Genomic DNA, 16,044 nt, shown 5'->3' on the forward strand with positions numbered 1-16,044 from the left:
AAAAAAATTCACCCTAAGGTGAACTTTCTTAATTATTTAAATAGGGAAACTATAAAGTCGATAAACTTTTCTAAAAAGTTTTTTGTATTCTCAACAGCCTTTTCTCCTTCTGGAGAGTTTAAATATTTTGAAGCCTTATTCTTGTACTTGACTGCAGTGTCGGCAACTCTATCCCAATCTACGTCGGCGTTTTTCATATTGTTAAATAGATTTACAAGCTTGTCTTCTTGATTTTTAGTCAAATTAATATTGTAATTATTGGCTACAGTTTCAATTATTAGTCTTACTTCTTTTTCGTCCTTTGGCATATTCTTTGCAATTGCGTCTTTTACTTCGTATATAATGTCATTAGTCTTATCGTCGCCAAGTTCTTCAGATAGTTTGCTTTGCACAACTAATTCTTCATTTGCAACTTTCTTCAATTTTTCAGGAAGTTTCTTGCCAGTATTTTCTTCATAAGATTTCAAAATTCCTGTGAGCGCTGCTGTTCCGCTTACTTTTCCTGGTGCAGTTACATAAATATCTGCATCTTCAATTCCAACTGTATTAAGTGCATTTAAAAATGCACTCTCACTTACAACGCGAATATTGTCTGAAAGCTCAATATTTATTCCACTGCCTGCTTTTTTATATTTTACAATTGCAGAAGAAATTGCCTTGTTGCCAATTTCCTTTGAGGAAAGCACATCGCCTAAATATTTATATTCTTCCTTATTTGTAACTTCAATAATCTTTGCATTTTCGTCAGCCTTCATCTCACGAAGCATTTCACTTTTTTGAGCCTCGCTTAAATCAGCACCGAGAGTTACTATCTCTTCACCTGATTTTGCAAAAACTGCAGTTGGAAACATTAGTAAACAAAGTCCAATCATAATTATTTTATTTCTAATTTTCATAATCTCCTCCATTTTTTACATCTTAACATATGTATATGAATACTATTTAAAATTTATGTGAAAGTTTACTTTTTTATGACAAGTAAAAAGAGCCAGCTAAGCTAGCTCCTTTATTTGTCCTCGTGAAACTTAATCATATCTTCAAAGATAAACCACATATCCTTCACTTCATTTTTCTCTGATGAGGAAAAGGGGATTATATTTTCTCTATGTTCAACGCCAAGTTTTTTGGAAATAAGAGAAATTTGTTTATCTATTTGTGATCTTTTAATTTTATCTTTTTTCGTTGCAATGACTATTCCAGAAAATCCTGAATGAATGATGTAGTCATACATTTGCTTGTCCAAATCCGTTGGTTCGTGTCTAATGTCTACAAGTAAAATTGTTTCCAAAAGATTTTCTCTATTTTCTAAATATCTATTGATTATTCCTGCCCACTTTTCTTTTTCTGTCTTTGCAACTTTTGCGTAACCATAACCTGGAAGGTCTACAAGGCGAAGGGCATCATTTACTTTGTAAAAATTAATCGTCCTAGTTTTTCCCGGCGTGGAAGATGTCCTAGCAAGATTTTTTCTGTTCAACATTGCATTTATAAAGGATGACTTTCCCACATTGGATCTTCCTGCAAAGGCAAATTCAGGAAGATTTGCAATTGGATATTGATTCTCTAAAACTGCAACTTTTTCTAATTCTGCTTTACTTATCTTCATTAAAATCACCTATTGCAATTTCTGCAACTTCTTTAAAAGTTGAAACAGTTTTTATATTAAGTCTTTCCACTGCTGCCTCTTCGATTTCCTTTAAATCTCTTTTGTTTTCAGATGGAATTATTACTGTATTAACGCCAAATCTTTCTGCTGCCAAAATTTTTTCTTTTAGACCACCTATTGGAAGAACTTTGCCGCGAAGTGTAATTTCTCCAGTCATGGCAACATCACTTCTAACAGGTCTTTTTGTCAGTGCAGACAAAACTGATGTGGCAATGGTAATTCCTGCTGAAGGTCCATCCTTTGGAACTGCACCTTCTGGCACGTGAATGTGTATGTCCTTTTCACTTCTAAATTTTGGATCAAGTTTAAATTCCTCTGCATTAGATGCAATATGTGAAATGGCAGCGATAGCAGATTCTTTCATTACATCGCCTAGAGAACCAGTGAGAGTTAGATTTCCCTTGCCTGGCATTACTGTTGTCTCTATTACAAGGGTAGTACCTCCAACTTCTGTCCATGCAAGTCCATTTACTGAGCCCACTTCAGAATTTTTTTCTCGTTCATTTATCAAATAAATTTTTTCGCCGAGAAAATCTGAAATATTTCTCGTAGATACATATACTTTATCTAAATTTTCTTCCACAATTTTCAGTGCAGCTTTTCTCACAATTTTTGAAATTTGTTTTTCAAGACCTCTAACTCCAGATTCACGAGTGTAATAATCAATTATGTCCTTTAATGCTTTTTCAGAAATACTTATATTTTCTTTTTTTAAGCCATTTTCAGAAATTTGTTTTGATACTAAATATTTTTTTGCAATATTTAATTTTTCATTTGGAGTGTAGCCACCTATATCAATTAATTCCATTCTATCAAGAAGTGGTCTTGGGATAGTCTGCGTTGTATTTGCCGTTGCTATAAAAAATACATTGGAAAGGTCAAAGGGAAGCTCCATATATCTATCTGTAAAAGTATTATTTTGCTCTGGATCAAGAACTTCAAGTAATGCAGATGCGGGATCACCCTTAAAATCATTTCCAATTTTATCTATCTCGTCAAATAAAAATACCGGATCGTTTTTTCCTGCTTTTTTCATCAAACTTATAATTCGACCTGGAAGTGCTCCAATATATGTTCTTCTGTGTCCTCTAATTTCTGCTTCGTCGGTGATACCGCCAAGGCTCATGCGAACAAATTCTTTGTCTAGAGATTTTGCAATGGACTGTGCAATAGAAGTCTTTCCAACCCCTGGAGGTCCTACGAGACAAAGTATTGGTCCTCTGCTTTTGTCGCCGGATAAAATCCTAACTGCGATAAATTCTAAAATTCTCTCTTTTACATTCTCAAGTCCATAGTGCTCGTCGTTTAAAACTTTCCTTGCATCACTTAACTTTACTTTTTCTCCTCCACCTTCCATCCAAGGCAGATCTAAGATCCAATCCAGATAATTTATCAATATTGAATAATCTGGCGACTGTGAATTTAAGTTGCGAAGTTTCTTTAGTTCACTAAGGGCCTTTTCCTTCACTTCGTCAGGAAGTTTTTTTTCTTCGATTTTTTTCTTATAGACTTCAGTTAGTTCACCCTCGTCTTCGCCATCGCCTAGTTCTTTGTGAATTACACGTAGCTGTTCCTTTAAATAATACTCCCTTTGAATATCGTCCATTTTCTTTTTAACTTGGTCATTGATATTTTTTTCGATGGAAAGAATTTCAATTTCCTTTTTCATTATCTCGTGAAAAGCAACAAGTCTGTCGTAAATATCAGTCGTTTCAAGTAGTGTCTGATACTCTTCTAATTTAAAATTTAGATAACCCACAACTGTGTCGATAAATCTCGATGGATCATCTGTGTCTGCAATATTAGAGAGAAGTCCTGGAAAAAATTTTTCATCAAGGGATGCGTAATTTTCTAAATCATTTAATGCAAGGCGAAGTGCTGCTTCGACTTTATCGTCTTCAGTATAATCAATTTCGTCTTCTTCTAAAATTTCTATTTCAGCTTCTATTATTTCCGCTGTAATATCTAAATCAGAAATTTTTGCCCTCTCTTCACCTTCAACTAAGACTCTTACAACTCCACCAGGCAATTTTAAAATTTGTTTTATAGTAGCCACAGTCCCAACTTCAAAGAGATCATCTCTCTTTGGATCTTCTACTTCTAATTCTCTTTGTGCCACCAAAAAAATTTTTGAATCTTGCATTTCCGACCTTTCAATTGCGTTTACAGAAATTTTTCTGCCGCAATCGAAGTGCATGACCATGTGTGGAAAGATTACTAAATCTCGAAGAGGAATAAGTGGTAATTTAATTTTTTTCATTTTTCACCTTCTAAAAAAGCCGTGGCAACCACGGCTAAATATATTTATTTTTTTATTAATTCAGCAGATGCTGTACCTTCCACAGACTCTTTAGTTATTTTAACGGCTTTGATGTCATTTCTCGAAGGAATTTCATACATCACATTCATAATTGTGTTTTCGATAACTCCCCTTAAACCTCTAGCCCCTGCCTTTTTCTCTATCGCCTTTTTTGCAATATATTTTAGGGCTTCGTCGTCAAAAATTAATTCAACATCATCAAATTTTAATAACTCCTTGTATTGTTTTACAAGAGCATTCTTTGGCTTAGTCAAAATTTCAACTAAAGCATCTTCGTCTAATTCTTCAAGAGTAATAGTAACTGGAAGTCTGCCAATAAGTTCTGGTATAAGTCCAAACTTTAGCAAATCTTCAGTTTCGACTTTCTTTAAAATATTTTCTCTGTTAGCTTTTTTGTCTATAAGTTCAGCTCCAAAACCCATAGATGATTTAGCCGTTCTGTTTTCTATGATTTTATCAATTCCGTCAAAGGCGCCACCAACTATGAATAAAATATTTGTGGTGTCAACTTGAATAAACTCTTGAGAAGGATGTTTTCTTCCACCTTGTGGTGGAACATTGGCAATAGTCCCCTCAATAATCTTCAAAAGTGCTTGTTGCACACCTTCTCCACTTACATCTCTTGTGATAGATACATTTTCAGATTTTCTTGCAATTTTATCTATCTCGTCGATATAAATAATTCCCTTTTCTGCCCTCTCAATGTCGTAATCGGCATTTTGAATTAATTTCAAAATAATATTTTCAACATCTTCGCCAACATATCCAGCTTCAGTTAAAGTTGTGGCATCGGCAATTGCAAAGGGAACATTTAAAAGTCTAGCAAGAGTTTGTGCAAGTAAAGTCTTGCCTGAACCTGTGGGTCCAATCATGAGAATGTTGGACTTTTGAAGCTCAATATCTGGATTAACTTTTTTGGAAGAAGATATCCTCTTGTAGTGATTGTAAACTGCTACTGCAAGGGCACGCTTTGCATCCTCTTGTTTTATAACATATTGATCCAAAATTTTTTTGATTTCAGCAGGTTTCTTTAGTTCAAAATTCCTATCTATTTCATGAGAAATTTCTTCTTCTAAAATTGCATGACATCTCTCGATACACTCGTCACAAATATTTACATTGGGTCCGGCGATTAACCTATTCACTTGGTTTTGCGTTTTGCCACAGAATGAACATCTTAAAATTTCATCTGTACTTGACATATATCACCTCAAACCCTTTTTTCTATAACTTTGTCGATTAAACCATATTTTTTTGCTTCTTCAGAAGTTAGCCAATAATCTCTATCTGTATCTCTTTCGATTTTTTCAAGATCTTGACCAGTTCTTTCAGCCAAAATTTCATTTAATTTTTTTCTAATTTTTAAAATCTTTTCTGCATTAATTTGAATGTCACTAGCTTGTCCTTGTGCACCACCAGAAGGTTGGTGAATCATAATGTCAGAATTAGGAAGGGCAAATCTCTTTCCCTTTGCACCTGATGCAAGTAAAAATGCTCCCATAGACGCAGCCATTCCAATACAAATCGTAGATACATCTGGCTTTATATAATTCATAGTGTCATAAATTGCAAATCCTGCACTTACAGACCCACCAGGTGAATTAATATAAAGTTGAATGTCTTTATTTGGATCTTCAGATTCTAAAAATAAAAGTTGGGCAACAATTAAATCCGCCATTACATCATTTACTTCTCCACTTGCAAATATAATTCTATCCTTTAAAAGTCTTGAGTAAATATCGTAGGATCTTTCCCCTCTATTAGTTTGTTCTACTACCATTGGCACTAATGCCATTTAATCACATCCTCTAATTATTTGTCTTCTTTGTCTTCTTTATCTTCTTTTACTTCTTCTTTAATTTCTTCTTCAGTAGTTTCCTTAGGCTCAACAAATTTAACTTTTTCAACAAGAGTATCAATTGCCTTTCTCTTTTGAAGGTCGTCTCTTACAACTTCCTTATTTTGATTTAGCATATAATCTCTCATTTTTTCCATGTGTTCATTGTCGTCTTTAAAGTATTCTTCTACAACTTTGTTAACTTCTTCTTCTATTTCTTCGTCAGTAATTTCAATCTTTAAATCTCTAACAAGTGCTTCAATAGCAAGATCATTTTTTACAGTTTTTTCTGCTTCAGGTCTCATTGCCTTTTTGAAATCGTCAAGAGTTTGACCAATCATCTTGATATAATCTTCGAAGCTAATGCCTTGAGCTCTAAGACTTTGGTCATAGTTTCTAATCATATCGTCAATTTGAGTATTAATCATTGCTTCAGGAATTTCTGCATCTACCATTTCGCCAATTTTGTCAATTGCTCTTCTTTGTTTTTCCATTTTAGAAGTTGTCTTAAATTCTTCTTCTTTTTTCTTTCTAATATCAGCTTTAAACTCATCGAGAGTGTCAAATTCAGAAATATCTTTTACAAATTCATCGTCAAGTTCTGGAAGTTCTTCATATGATATGCTATTTAATTTAATTTCAAATTTTGCGTCCTTTCCTGCAAGATCCTTTTGATGATAATCTTCTGGGAATTTAACAGTAATGTCAAATTCTTCTCCAATTTTGTGTCCGATTAATTGTTCTTCAAAGCCGGGGATAAATGTGTTTGAACCAATTTTAAGGTCTTGGCTTTCAGCTTCTCCGCCTTCAAAATAATTTCCATCAACAGAGCCTTTGAAGTCGATGTTTACAGTATCGCCATCTTCTACTGCTCTATCATCAACATTTATAATTCTAGCGTTCATAGCTCTTTGGTTTTCAACTTCAGAATCAATAAGTTCGTCAGTTACTTCAAGAGTTGGATCTTCGATTTCTATTCCTTCGTAGTCCTTAAGTTCAACTTCTGGTTTAACATCGACAGATACATTTACAATTAAATCTTCTTCTTTTTTTACACTTTCTTCGTCAATGTCAATATTTGGTTGGTCAACAACTTTAAGGTCTAATTCTTTAACAGCTTTTTCATATTCACCTGGAAGAATTTCATTAATTGCATCTTCGAAGAATACGTCTTTGCCGTACATATTTTCGATCATCTTTCTTGGAACATGACCCTTTCTAAATCCTGGAAGTTGGAAGTGTTTTTTGTTTTTCTTATACACTTCAGTTTCAGCATTTTTTATATCTTCTCTTTTTAAAACAATGTCAAAAAAGACAGTGTTATTCTCTTTCTTTTTAATTTCCATTTTATTTGCCTCCTCGCTCTATGGCGTTTTTTAACATCTCTATATTATAACATAAGTTATTTTAAAAATATATTAAATACCTCTGTCCTTTAGGATTTTAGAGAGAATTTCCATTTCTTCATCATTAAGTGTAACACCCTTAGACATTTTTTCGTGATTTGAATCCCATTCTCTCAAATCGTACTTTGCTGGTCTGTCGTTAAAAGAAACTTTGTTAAGTTCCTTAGTCCAGCCCTTTGCACTTTCAGATAAAACTCCCAAGTGCTCTGTAATTTCAAATTTAAAATCGCTCATATTACCTAACCTTTTCTATTTCATTTAAAACATTTTTTATTGCTTCTTCAGAAGAAATTTCAGAATTTTCCATTTCTTTTCTAGTTGAATATTCAACAAATCCTTCAGAAGACTTCTTGCCACAAGTAATTCTTAGTGGAATACCAATTAGGTCTCTGTCCTTAAACTTAACTCCAGCTCTTTCTTTTCTGTCGTCAAGTAAAACTTCCACACCCTTGTTCTTTAATTCGTCATAAATTTCTTCTCCAAGGGCAACTTGTTCATCATCCTTTACATTTACAATAGTAACTATTGCCTCATAAGGAGCAACTGCCATTGGCCAAATTATTCCGTTGTCATCGTGATTTTGTTCGATTATTGCAGTTACAGATCTTGTAATACCAACGCCATAAGAACCCATATAGAAATAATTTGCCTTGCCATTTTCATCGAGATAAGTTGCATTAAGAGCCTCTGAATATTTTGTACCCAACTTAAAGATGTTTCCTACTTCAATACCCCTTGCAAATTTATATTCTTCATCAGTTCCCGGCACTTTGTCGCCTTGAGATACAAGAAGAAGGTCGTCTACAACTTCGCCCTCAAAATCTCTGCCATAATTTGCATTGATGTAGTGGTAATCTTCTTCATTTGCACCGACAACAAGATTGTCCATTTCAGTAACTCTTTTGTCAAAAATCTTTCTAACATCTAAACTAACTGGTCCAGTGTAACCCTTTTTAGACTTTATAGCTTCAATGTCAGACTCTTCCATCATTCTTATGTCGTGTTCAGCAACTCCAGTGTATGCTACAAGCTTTGCCATATTTAATTCTCTATCTCCTGGGATAAATACTATAACTGGTTCATCTCCAAGCATTAAGTCAACTGCCTTGGCACATTTTTTTTCATCCACATTTAAGAACTTAGCAACTTCTTCAATTGTGCTTGCATTAGGTGTGTGTACCTTTTCTAATTCCTTTTTATCTTCATGTTGTGGCATTACATATTCAACAGGAGCCTTTTCTTCAGTTGCTCCAAATTTTCCAGATTCAGAATATACAATTACTCCTTCGCCAGTTTCAGAAAGAGCAATAAATTCATGAGAACCAGTACCGCCCATTGCACCATTATCCCCTTCGACAATTTTATAATCAAGTTCTAATCTGTCAAATATTTTTTCATATGCTTCATACATATTCATGTAAGCAATGTGAAGAGTTTCAGGAGAAGTGTCAAAAGTATAGGCATCTTTCATAGAAAATTCTCTAGCTCTATTTATACCAAATCTAGGTCTTTTTTCATCTCTGTATTTAGTTTGAATTTGGTATAAATTAAGTGGAAGATCCTTATAACTTTTAACTTCATCGCGGACAAGAGTGGTAAAATATTCTTCCGCAGTAGGTCCGAGACAAAACTCTCTGTCATTTCTGTCCTTTAGCTTAAACATTTCAGGACCAAATTTTTCCCATCTACCAGACTCTTTCCAAATTTCTGCTGGTTGAATGGCAGACATTAAAATTTCCATTGCACCAGCTTTGTCCATTTCTTCACGGACTATATTTTCAATTTTTCGAATAGATCTATAACCAAGTGGCAAATATGTATAGATACCACTAGCAGATTTTCTAATCATACCCGCTCTTAGAAGAAACTTATGAGATGCAATCTCTGCATCTTGTGGATCCTCCCTAAGAGTTGGCATATAAAGTTTTGATAATCTCATATTACCTCCATAATAAAAGTATTATAATAAATAAAATAAATTTCCACAAGTTTTATGGAAAATCTCATTGCACACTATTTTTATTATACTATAAAGGCGCCAATACTTCACAATTTTGTGGAAAAATTTTAGATTTGTGAAAATCATTAGAATATTTTTGAAAAAATAACAACTAATTTAAAAAATCATGTATAATAACTATTTGTTTCACATAAATACATAGGAGGACATAATAATGAAAAAAAAAGATATAGCTGGCATTTTATTTTCAGCTTTAATTGCAACTTGTGCCTACTTTTTAGGCAAAATCTTTCCAGTAATTGGAGGACCTGTCTTTGGAATTCTTTTCGGTATTATATTGAATAACTTTAAAAGACCAGAGTCCTTTGAATCTGGAATAAAATTTACATCAAAAAAGGTACTTCAATTTGCCGTAATACTGCTTGGATTTGGTCTTAACCTTAGCGAAATTATTGTAGTAGGAAAATCATCACTTTTAATAATTCTTTCCACAATTTCAACTGCACTTATAATCTCCTTTGCCACAGCAAAAATTTTAAAAATCGATTCAGATGTTGCAACACTAGTTGGAGTTGGGTCATCAATCTGTGGTGGATCAGCAATTGCTGCAACAGCACCAGTAATTAATGCAAAGGACGAAGACATTGCGACGTCAATCTCTGTAATATTTTTATTTAATATTATCGCTGCACTAATCTTCCCAACACTTGGCGTAAAACTTGGCATGACTCACACAGGCTTTGGAATGTGGGCTGGTACAGCAATAAACGACACATCATCAGTTGTGGCAGCATCAGGAACTTGGTCAACAATGTTTAATGACGACACAGCCCTTAATTATGCAACAATTGTGAAATTAACGAGAACTCTTGCAATTATTCCAATTACACTTGTACTTGGAATAATAAAATCAAAGGAAAATACAGAAAAAGTTAGCGTGTTAAAATCTTTTCCAACATTCATTTTATTTTTTCTGCTTGCATCAATTTTCACAACTGTACTTCCACTTCCAGACTCTTTCTTGTCAACAATGAAATTTTTGTCAAAATTTTTTATTATAATGGCAATGTCTGCAATTGGACTTAATACAGATATTAAAAAATTAATTTCACAAGGAGGAAAGGCAATAGTAGAAGGTGCTCTTTGTTGGATAGGAATAATTTTTGTGAGTTTAGCAATGCAACAATTGCTTGGCATTTGGTAATTTATAGGATTTTTAAATTTAGAAAATTTATTTTATTTGAAATTTTTTATAAAACTTGTTCATAAGATTTTTTTTAATTGAAGCAGCCTTAGTGCTGCTTTTTTAACAAAAAGCAAAAAAAATAAAAGCCCTTTCGAGCTTTTAAAGATTTATTAAAATTAAAATTATAAAACCATGGATAAAAATTCTTTTGCCCTCTTAGTTTTTGGATTTGCGAAAAATTCTTTTGAATCTTCGTCTTCTGCTATGACACCTTTGTCCATGAAGAGAACTCTGTTAGATACATCCCTTGCAAAACCCATCTCGTGAGTTACTACAAGCATTGTAAGCCCTTCCTCTGCAAGAGAACGCATTACATTTAAAACTTCATTTACCATTTCTGGATCAAGTGCCGATGTAGGTTCGTCAAAGAGAAGCACTTCTGGATTCATTGCAAGTGATCTTGCTATGGCAACTCTTTGCTTTTGTCCACCAGATAATGATGCTGGTTTTGCATCTCTAAAAGGATACATCCCTACTTTTTTCAAAAATTCATCTGCAACCTTTATTGCATCTTCACGAGATTTTTTAAGAACTTTAACTTGTCCTACTACGCAATTTTCAAGAACAGTCTTGTTGTTAAAGAGGTTAAAAGATTGAAAAACCATTCCCACCTTTGTCCTGTAATTATTTATAGAAATATAATCTAAAATATTTTCACCGTGATATTTTATTTTTCCGCCGTCAGGCTCTTCCAATAAATTTATACATCTAAGAAGTGTGGACTTGCCTGATCCAGATGAACCAATTATTGAAAGAACTTCGCCCTTTTCCACCTTGAAATTTATATCCTTTAAAACTTCATTGGATCCAAAGCTTTTTTCTAAATTTTCTATTTCAAAAATATATGCCATCTCACACCTCTTCCTTAACCTCTATTACTTCTGCTGAAGATTGTGAACCATAAATTTTATAAGTTCCATCTCCATCCATTTTTCTTTCAACAAGCTTCATAAGTTGACTTACTGTAATAGTTAAGAATAAATAAATTAATGCTGTGATGAAAAATACTTCAAAGTATCTTAAATAAGTTCCAGCTGCCGATTTTGAAATAAAGAACAATTCTGAAACTGAAATTACATTTAAAACTGATGAATCCTTAATGTTTACAATAAATTCATTTCCCACTGATGGGATTATATTTCTAACAGCTTGAGGAAGTACAATTTCTGTCATTGTTTGCCAATGAGTCATGCCTATGGAAAGTGCGCCTTCAGTTTGACCTTTGTCAATAGAAATTATTCCGCCTCTAATTATCTCAGCCATATATGCGCCTGTATTTACAGATACAATTATAAGTGCCGAAGGCATTGCCGCCATATTCAAATTAAAATATTGAAGGGAACCATAATAAAACATCATAGCTTGTACCATCATTGGCGTTCCTCTAATAACTTGAATATAAATTGTAATTATTGCATTTACAATTTTTAAAACTGCTTTTTTAAAGGCTGAAGATTTTTTATTTACTTTTATTGTTCTAACTATTGCAATTAAGAGTCCTATTAAAAATCCAACTAATGTGCCAATTACGGCAATTATAATAGTGTTAATAGTTCCCTCAACAAAGAGGGAACCATATTCCTTTATTAAAAATCCTATCCATCCAAAAAAACTTTCTGGCATTTTATTCTCCCATAATTATTCGCCAAGTGGTTGATTAGCCACAGCTTCTTCCATTATACTTTGTCTTTCTTCTTCAGAAATTTTTGAAAGTGCATCATTAACTTTCTTTAAAAGTTCGTCGTTGCCCTTCTTAACTCCTACTGAAATTGATGTATCTTCTTCAGATGCTTCAAATCCCTTTCCCTTTTCAAATTCTACAAAAGTTAAGTCCTTATTTGCAGAAGTTGCAGAAAGTGCTCCCGGTCTTTCAGAAACATATCCGTCTATCTTTCCACTTCTAAGTGCAACTATCATTGCTGGAAAAGTTTCAAGAGCTGTAGATTTATTTACACCTTCAATTTGATCAATTACATTGTAGTGGAAAGTGTTAAGTTGTCCAGTAATATTTGCACCCTTAAAATCAGCAAGTGATTTTGCCTTTGCATAAGGTGAATCCTTTTTAACAACTATTACAAGATCTGATGTGTAGTAAGTGTTTGAAAAATCAATAGTTTCTTTTCTTTCAGCAGTTGGACTCATTCCTGCGATAATTAAATCAATTTTCCCTGAAGTAAGTGCAGGAGTAAGACCATTCCATTCAGTTTTTACTATTTCAAGCTTCTTGTTCATGGACTCGGCAATTTTCTTTGCGATTTCAACATCATATCCACCAGCGTATCCTCCAGCTGCAATTGGATAACCATTTTTTTCAGTTGTTTGCGTCCAGTTAAAAGGTGCGTAATCACATTCCATTCCAACTTTTAAAGTTCCTGAATTCGATGGAGCAGCAGCTGTGCCACCATCTCCCTTTGAATTACAAGCTGTTAAAAACATCGTGCCAGCTAAACCTGCAACTAATAAAACTTTTGCTACATTCTTTCTTAAATTCATAATATACCTCCGTAATTCTCGGTGGCTATAAAAAGTAATAAAAAAACAGTCTGGAAAACCAAACTGTTAAAAATGTCTAATAAAATAAGACAAAGTACTTAACTTTAGATAGCTCCCCACATATTGTGACAGTCATACAAATATTGTTTGCATGCCCAGCATATTAACTTACCATTAATACACTTCGGCGAAATTTCCTTTCATCTTTCTTCACTGCATGGTCTTGCTCCAAAAGATTACTGATAAAGCCCGCTCCTCTATCGTATTTTTCAATACAACGTATTTAATTGTTTTATCAATTATATATAGGAGATTTACAAAAGTCAAGTATTTTTTTAGTTTTTACCTAAAAATTTGCAATAAATAAGACTCCCCTTGGGAGCCTCATTAAAATTATTTCCACATATCAACTTCAGAAGTTGAGTTTAGTCTTTCTCTATTGTGAGTATTTGCTGCATCAAGAATGTTGTAGTAAGCCCAGAATCCTTCACTTACATCAGAGAATTTATTAAGAGATGAAGTGTTTACATTGTTAAGTGAATTTTTAGTTGTGTTTCTATTAAAAACAGAGTTTAAAATAGTAACAGCTTCTGCTCTAGTTATTTTTGCATTAGGCTTAAATGTTCCGTCTGGATAACCTGTTACATTTTTGTTGCCATATAATTTTTCAATAGCACTCTTTGCCCAGTGATCTTTAACATCTTGGAAGTCAGAAGAACCCTTCTTTTCATTCTTAACATATCCGGAAATCATTTGTGCAAATTCAGCTCTTGTAATACTTTCATTTGGTTTAAATGTTCCATCTGGGTAGCCACTAATTAGACCCTTTGCAACAACATAATTAATTGCCTTAGAGAACCAGTTGTCGCTTGCATCAGAAAACTTTGTTGCAGAGCTTGTTCCAAAATCTGCTCCTCCATTTAACAAAGTAGCAAACATTTGAGCTGCTTCTGCTCTTGTTACATTTGCTTGTGGTTTAAATGTTCCATCTGGATAGCCCTTGATATAAGCAATTGCCTTAACTTCTTCAACTGCGTTCTTTGTAACTTTGTATTCAATCTTTGTTATATCTCCTGCTTCATTTTTTGCTTCGATTTTAATAGTTTCACCATATATTAATTCTCTGTCTAAAAATACAGTGAATACTCCAGAATTGTTTACTGTAATGCTGCCAAGTTTTCTATTGCTTGCATCGTAAACTGTAATTTCATCCTTTGCATTTGCAGTTCCCTTTACAAGTTTTTGTCCTTCAAGTGCTTCTGTAATTTTAAATTTTTTATTTTCAACCGTTTTTGAATCAGTGTAGAATTTTAAATCTTCAAGTTCTTTATCGTATACACTTTCACTTAAAGTTACTGTGAAATATGAATCTTTATCAGTTCTAAAACTTCCAAGTAATTTTCCGTCCATATAAACTCTTACATTTTCGAAAGGATGATTTTTAACATAGCCTGTTAAAGTTCTTCCAGTAATTCTTAAATCACTTGCATCAACTTTTGAACCCTTGATGTTTTTATTATTGTCATTTTTAACTTCTACACTTCTTGAATTGTATCCATCTTTTTCAGCATGAACATTTACACTTTCGCCTTCTTTAAGGTCTAGTCTAAGTGAAAAATATCCGTCACGATCAGCTTCTCCTAAATATTTACCATTTCTATAATCTCTATATCCTGTGTTTTCAACATAGATTCTAGCATATGCTGAAGTTTCTCCCTTTAGATAAGTTCCATCATATTTTACATTTGTAAGTGTAATATTATAGTATCTATCATCATATCTATCCTTAACTTTGAAGTAGATTGTAACATTTTTTGTAGATCCATCATTAAATTGAACTTTTACAGTTCTTTCATAATCTCCCTTTGAATCAAATTTAAAAGTTTCATTATCAACTATTCTTGCACCATCAGGTAGATTTATGTCACTTGCATAAAATCTTTCCCCTCTATTAAGAGTATAATTAAGGCTTGATAGATTGCTTTTATCTGCTTCTGTTTCTCTTGCTGCTGGAGATTCTGGTTGTGCTTTATCTGATGTTGTTGTTTCTGATGTTGTTGGTGTATCTGCTTTTGCTCCTGTTGTTGTTTCTGTTTGTGCAAAAGCAGATACTGGCATTGACGATACTAGAACTCCTGCTAGTGCAAGTGTTAAATATTTTTTACTATATGGTTTCATTAAATTTCCTCCTAAATAAAATACTATTTTGTATTATTTCCATTATGTTACTGAGTTTAAATCTTTTTTGTGATAAAAAAGTGATAAAGGGCATAATTTCAGCTTATTTAATATTATCTTAATATTCGTAATACTATCGACATAAAAAGACCTGCTAAGAATAGCAAGTCTTTAAAGCTTATTTAACCCTTACAGATAAATCATCTGCATAAACATCAACTATAATTGTATTGCCATCCATTACATCGCCCTTTATTATCATCTTTGAAATTTTTGTTTCAAGAGTGTGACCAATATATCTCTTAACTGGTCTTGCTCCATATTGTGGACTAAAAGATGCGTTCAAAATAAATTCAAGGGCAACATCTGTAACTTCGATTTTAATATCTCTATCTTGAAGCTTTCTTTCAACTTCTTTAATGCTTTGTTTAATAATGTTGTAAATTTCATCTCTTCGAAGTGGTTTAAATAAAACTATTTCGTCAACTCTATTTAAAAATTCTGGTCTAAAGGAAGCACGAAGATCTCGCATTACATTTTCCCTTGCATCTTCAGTTATTTGTCCATCTTCGCCAATGCCGTCGATTAAGAAGTGTGAGCCAATGTTTGAGGTCATAATAATTACTGTGTTTTTAAAGTCCACAGTCCTTCCTTGGTTATCAGTAAGTCTTCCATCGTCTAAAACTTGTAAAAGAATATTAAATACATCTGGATGTGCCTTTTCGATTTCATCAAATAGAATTACTGAATAAGGTTTTCTTCTAACAGCTTCCGTAAGCTGTCCGCCTTCATCGTAACCAACATATCCTGGAGGAGAACCTACAAGTCTTGACACAGAATGTTTCTCCATGTACTCAGACATATCTATTCTAATTAAGTTTCTTTCATCATCGAAAAGTGTTTCTGTAAGAGCCTTTGCTGTTTCTGTCTTTCCAACT

Annotated in this window: 14 protein-coding genes and 1 riboswitch; of the genes, 1 reads left to right on the forward strand and 13 read right to left on the reverse strand. The window is 33.2% G+C overall.

Annotated features, from left to right (window positions below; translation table 11 throughout):
• Positions 1-32: 32 nt before the first annotated feature.
• The 8 genes from MR285_RS05310 to MR285_RS05345 form a co-directional block, all read right to left on the reverse strand.
• The gene (locus MR285_RS05310) at positions 33-896 is read right to left on the reverse strand and encodes a DUF1002 domain-containing protein (RefSeq protein WP_293558767.1); all 864 of its coding nucleotides are present in this window, start codon (positions 894-896) and stop codon (positions 33-35) included.
• 110 nt (positions 897-1,006) lie between these two features.
• Positions 1,007-1,606 carry a ribosome biogenesis GTP-binding protein YihA/YsxC gene (gene yihA, locus MR285_RS05315; RefSeq protein ID WP_293558769.1) on the reverse strand — a complete coding sequence of 200 codons (600 nt, stop codon included), beginning with the start codon at positions 1,604-1,606 and terminating at the stop codon, positions 1,007-1,009.
• A complete protein-coding gene (gene lon / locus MR285_RS05320) occupies positions 1,593-3,926 on the reverse strand; it encodes an endopeptidase La (RefSeq protein ID WP_293558772.1) in 2,334 nt (777 codons plus the stop codon). Before lon ends, yihA begins: the two co-directional genes overlap by 14 nt.
• Positions 3,927-3,970: 44 nt before the next feature.
• Positions 3,971-5,188 carry an ATP-dependent Clp protease ATP-binding subunit ClpX gene (clpX, locus tag MR285_RS05325; RefSeq protein WP_293558774.1) on the reverse strand — a complete coding sequence of 406 codons (1,218 nt, stop codon included), beginning with the start codon at positions 5,186-5,188 and terminating at the stop codon, positions 3,971-3,973.
• 8 nt (positions 5,189-5,196) lie between these two features.
• Positions 5,197-5,781 (reverse strand): ATP-dependent Clp endopeptidase proteolytic subunit ClpP, encoded by a 585-nt coding sequence (clpP, locus tag MR285_RS05330; protein ID WP_169969234.1) that lies wholly within the window; start codon positions 5,779-5,781, stop codon positions 5,197-5,199.
• Positions 5,782-5,798: 17 nt separating this feature from the next.
• Positions 5,799-7,169, reverse strand: coding sequence for a trigger factor (gene tig, locus MR285_RS05335; RefSeq protein WP_169969236.1), 1,371 nt, complete (start codon positions 7,167-7,169; stop codon positions 5,799-5,801).
• A gap of 72 nt (positions 7,170-7,241) precedes the next feature.
• The gene (locus MR285_RS05340; RefSeq protein WP_169969238.1) at positions 7,242-7,463 is read right to left on the reverse strand and encodes a PC4/YdbC family ssDNA-binding protein; all 222 of its coding nucleotides are present in this window, start codon (positions 7,461-7,463) and stop codon (positions 7,242-7,244) included.
• 1 nt (position 7,464) lies between these two features.
• Positions 7,465-9,168, reverse strand: a complete 1,704-nt coding sequence (locus MR285_RS05345; RefSeq protein WP_293558782.1) for a proline--tRNA ligase — start codon at positions 9,166-9,168, stop codon at positions 7,465-7,467.
• 235 nt (positions 9,169-9,403) lie between these two features.
• Between MR285_RS05345 and MR285_RS05350 the strand changes: the two genes are divergently transcribed.
• Positions 9,404-10,393, forward strand: a complete 990-nt coding sequence (locus MR285_RS05350; protein WP_293558784.1) for a YeiH family protein — start codon at positions 9,404-9,406, stop codon at positions 10,391-10,393.
• 164 nt (positions 10,394-10,557) lie between these two features.
• On the opposite strand, the gene MR285_RS05355 is transcribed toward MR285_RS05350, so the two are convergent.
• The 5 genes from MR285_RS05355 to MR285_RS05375 all read right to left on the reverse strand — a co-directional run.
• Positions 10,558-11,286: an amino acid ABC transporter ATP-binding protein gene (locus MR285_RS05355; RefSeq protein WP_293558786.1), complete on the reverse strand. Its 729-nt coding sequence runs from the start codon at positions 11,284-11,286 to the stop codon at positions 10,558-10,560.
• A gap of 1 nt (position 11,287) precedes the next feature.
• Complete coding sequence (locus MR285_RS05360; protein ID WP_293558788.1) at positions 11,288-12,058, reverse strand: amino acid ABC transporter permease; 771 nt, start codon at positions 12,056-12,058, stop codon at positions 11,288-11,290.
• Between the two features lie 15 nt (positions 12,059-12,073).
• Complete coding sequence (locus MR285_RS05365) at positions 12,074-12,928, reverse strand: transporter substrate-binding domain-containing protein (protein ID WP_293558790.1); 855 nt, start codon at positions 12,926-12,928, stop codon at positions 12,074-12,076.
• A gap of 101 nt (positions 12,929-13,029) precedes the next feature.
• Positions 13,030-13,196, reverse strand: a riboswitch (Lysine riboswitch).
• Between the two features lie 125 nt (positions 13,197-13,321).
• Complete coding sequence (locus MR285_RS05370; RefSeq protein WP_293558792.1) at positions 13,322-15,106, reverse strand: S-layer homology domain-containing protein; 1,785 nt, start codon at positions 15,104-15,106, stop codon at positions 13,322-13,324.
• 178 nt (positions 15,107-15,284) lie between these two features.
• Positions 15,285-16,044, reverse strand: a 760-nt coding sequence (locus MR285_RS05375; RefSeq protein ID WP_293558794.1) for an AAA family ATPase, incomplete at its 5' end; no start/stop codon positions are given.

Origin of the sequence: Peptoniphilus sp. (assembly GCF_022767005.1) — a bacterium.
In the GTDB taxonomy this organism is placed as follows: Bacteria; Bacillota; Clostridia; order Tissierellales; family Peptoniphilaceae; genus Peptoniphilus_A.

Excerpts from the sequence above, each read along its gene's own strand:
- MR285_RS05310 (WP_293558767.1), bottom strand. The coding sequence starts at position 896 with ATGAAAATTAGAAATAAAATAATTATGATTGGACTTTGTTTACTAATG.
- yihA (WP_293558769.1), bottom strand. The coding sequence starts at position 1,606 with ATGAAGATAAGTAAAGCAGAATTAGAAAAAGTTGCAGTTTTAGAGAAT.
- lon (WP_293558772.1), bottom strand. The coding sequence starts at position 3,926 with ATGAAAAAAATTAAATTACCACTTATTCCTCTTCGAGATTTAGTAATC.
- clpX (WP_293558774.1), bottom strand. The coding sequence starts at position 5,188 with ATGTCAAGTACAGATGAAATTTTAAGATGTTCATTCTGTGGCAAAACG.
- clpP (WP_169969234.1), bottom strand. The coding sequence starts at position 5,781 with ATGGCATTAGTGCCAATGGTAGTAGAACAAACTAATAGAGGGGAAAGA.
- tig (WP_169969236.1), bottom strand. The coding sequence starts at position 7,169 with ATGGAAATTAAAAAGAAAGAGAATAACACTGTCTTTTTTGACATTGTT.
- MR285_RS05340 (WP_169969238.1), bottom strand. The coding sequence starts at position 7,463 with ATGAGCGATTTTAAATTTGAAATTACAGAGCACTTGGGAGTTTTATCT.
- MR285_RS05345 (WP_293558782.1), bottom strand. The coding sequence starts at position 9,168 with ATGAGATTATCAAAACTTTATATGCCAACTCTTAGGGAGGATCCACAA.
- MR285_RS05350 (WP_293558784.1), top strand. The coding sequence starts at position 9,404 with ATGAAAAAAAAAGATATAGCTGGCATTTTATTTTCAGCTTTAATTGCA.
- MR285_RS05355 (WP_293558786.1), bottom strand. The coding sequence starts at position 11,286 with ATGGCATATATTTTTGAAATAGAAAATTTAGAAAAAAGCTTTGGATCC.
- MR285_RS05360 (WP_293558788.1), bottom strand. The coding sequence starts at position 12,058 with ATGCCAGAAAGTTTTTTTGGATGGATAGGATTTTTAATAAAGGAATAT.
- MR285_RS05365 (WP_293558790.1), bottom strand. The coding sequence starts at position 12,928 with ATGAATTTAAGAAAGAATGTAGCAAAAGTTTTATTAGTTGCAGGTTTA.
- MR285_RS05370 (WP_293558792.1), bottom strand. The coding sequence starts at position 15,106 with ATGAAACCATATAGTAAAAAATATTTAACACTTGCACTAGCAGGAGTT.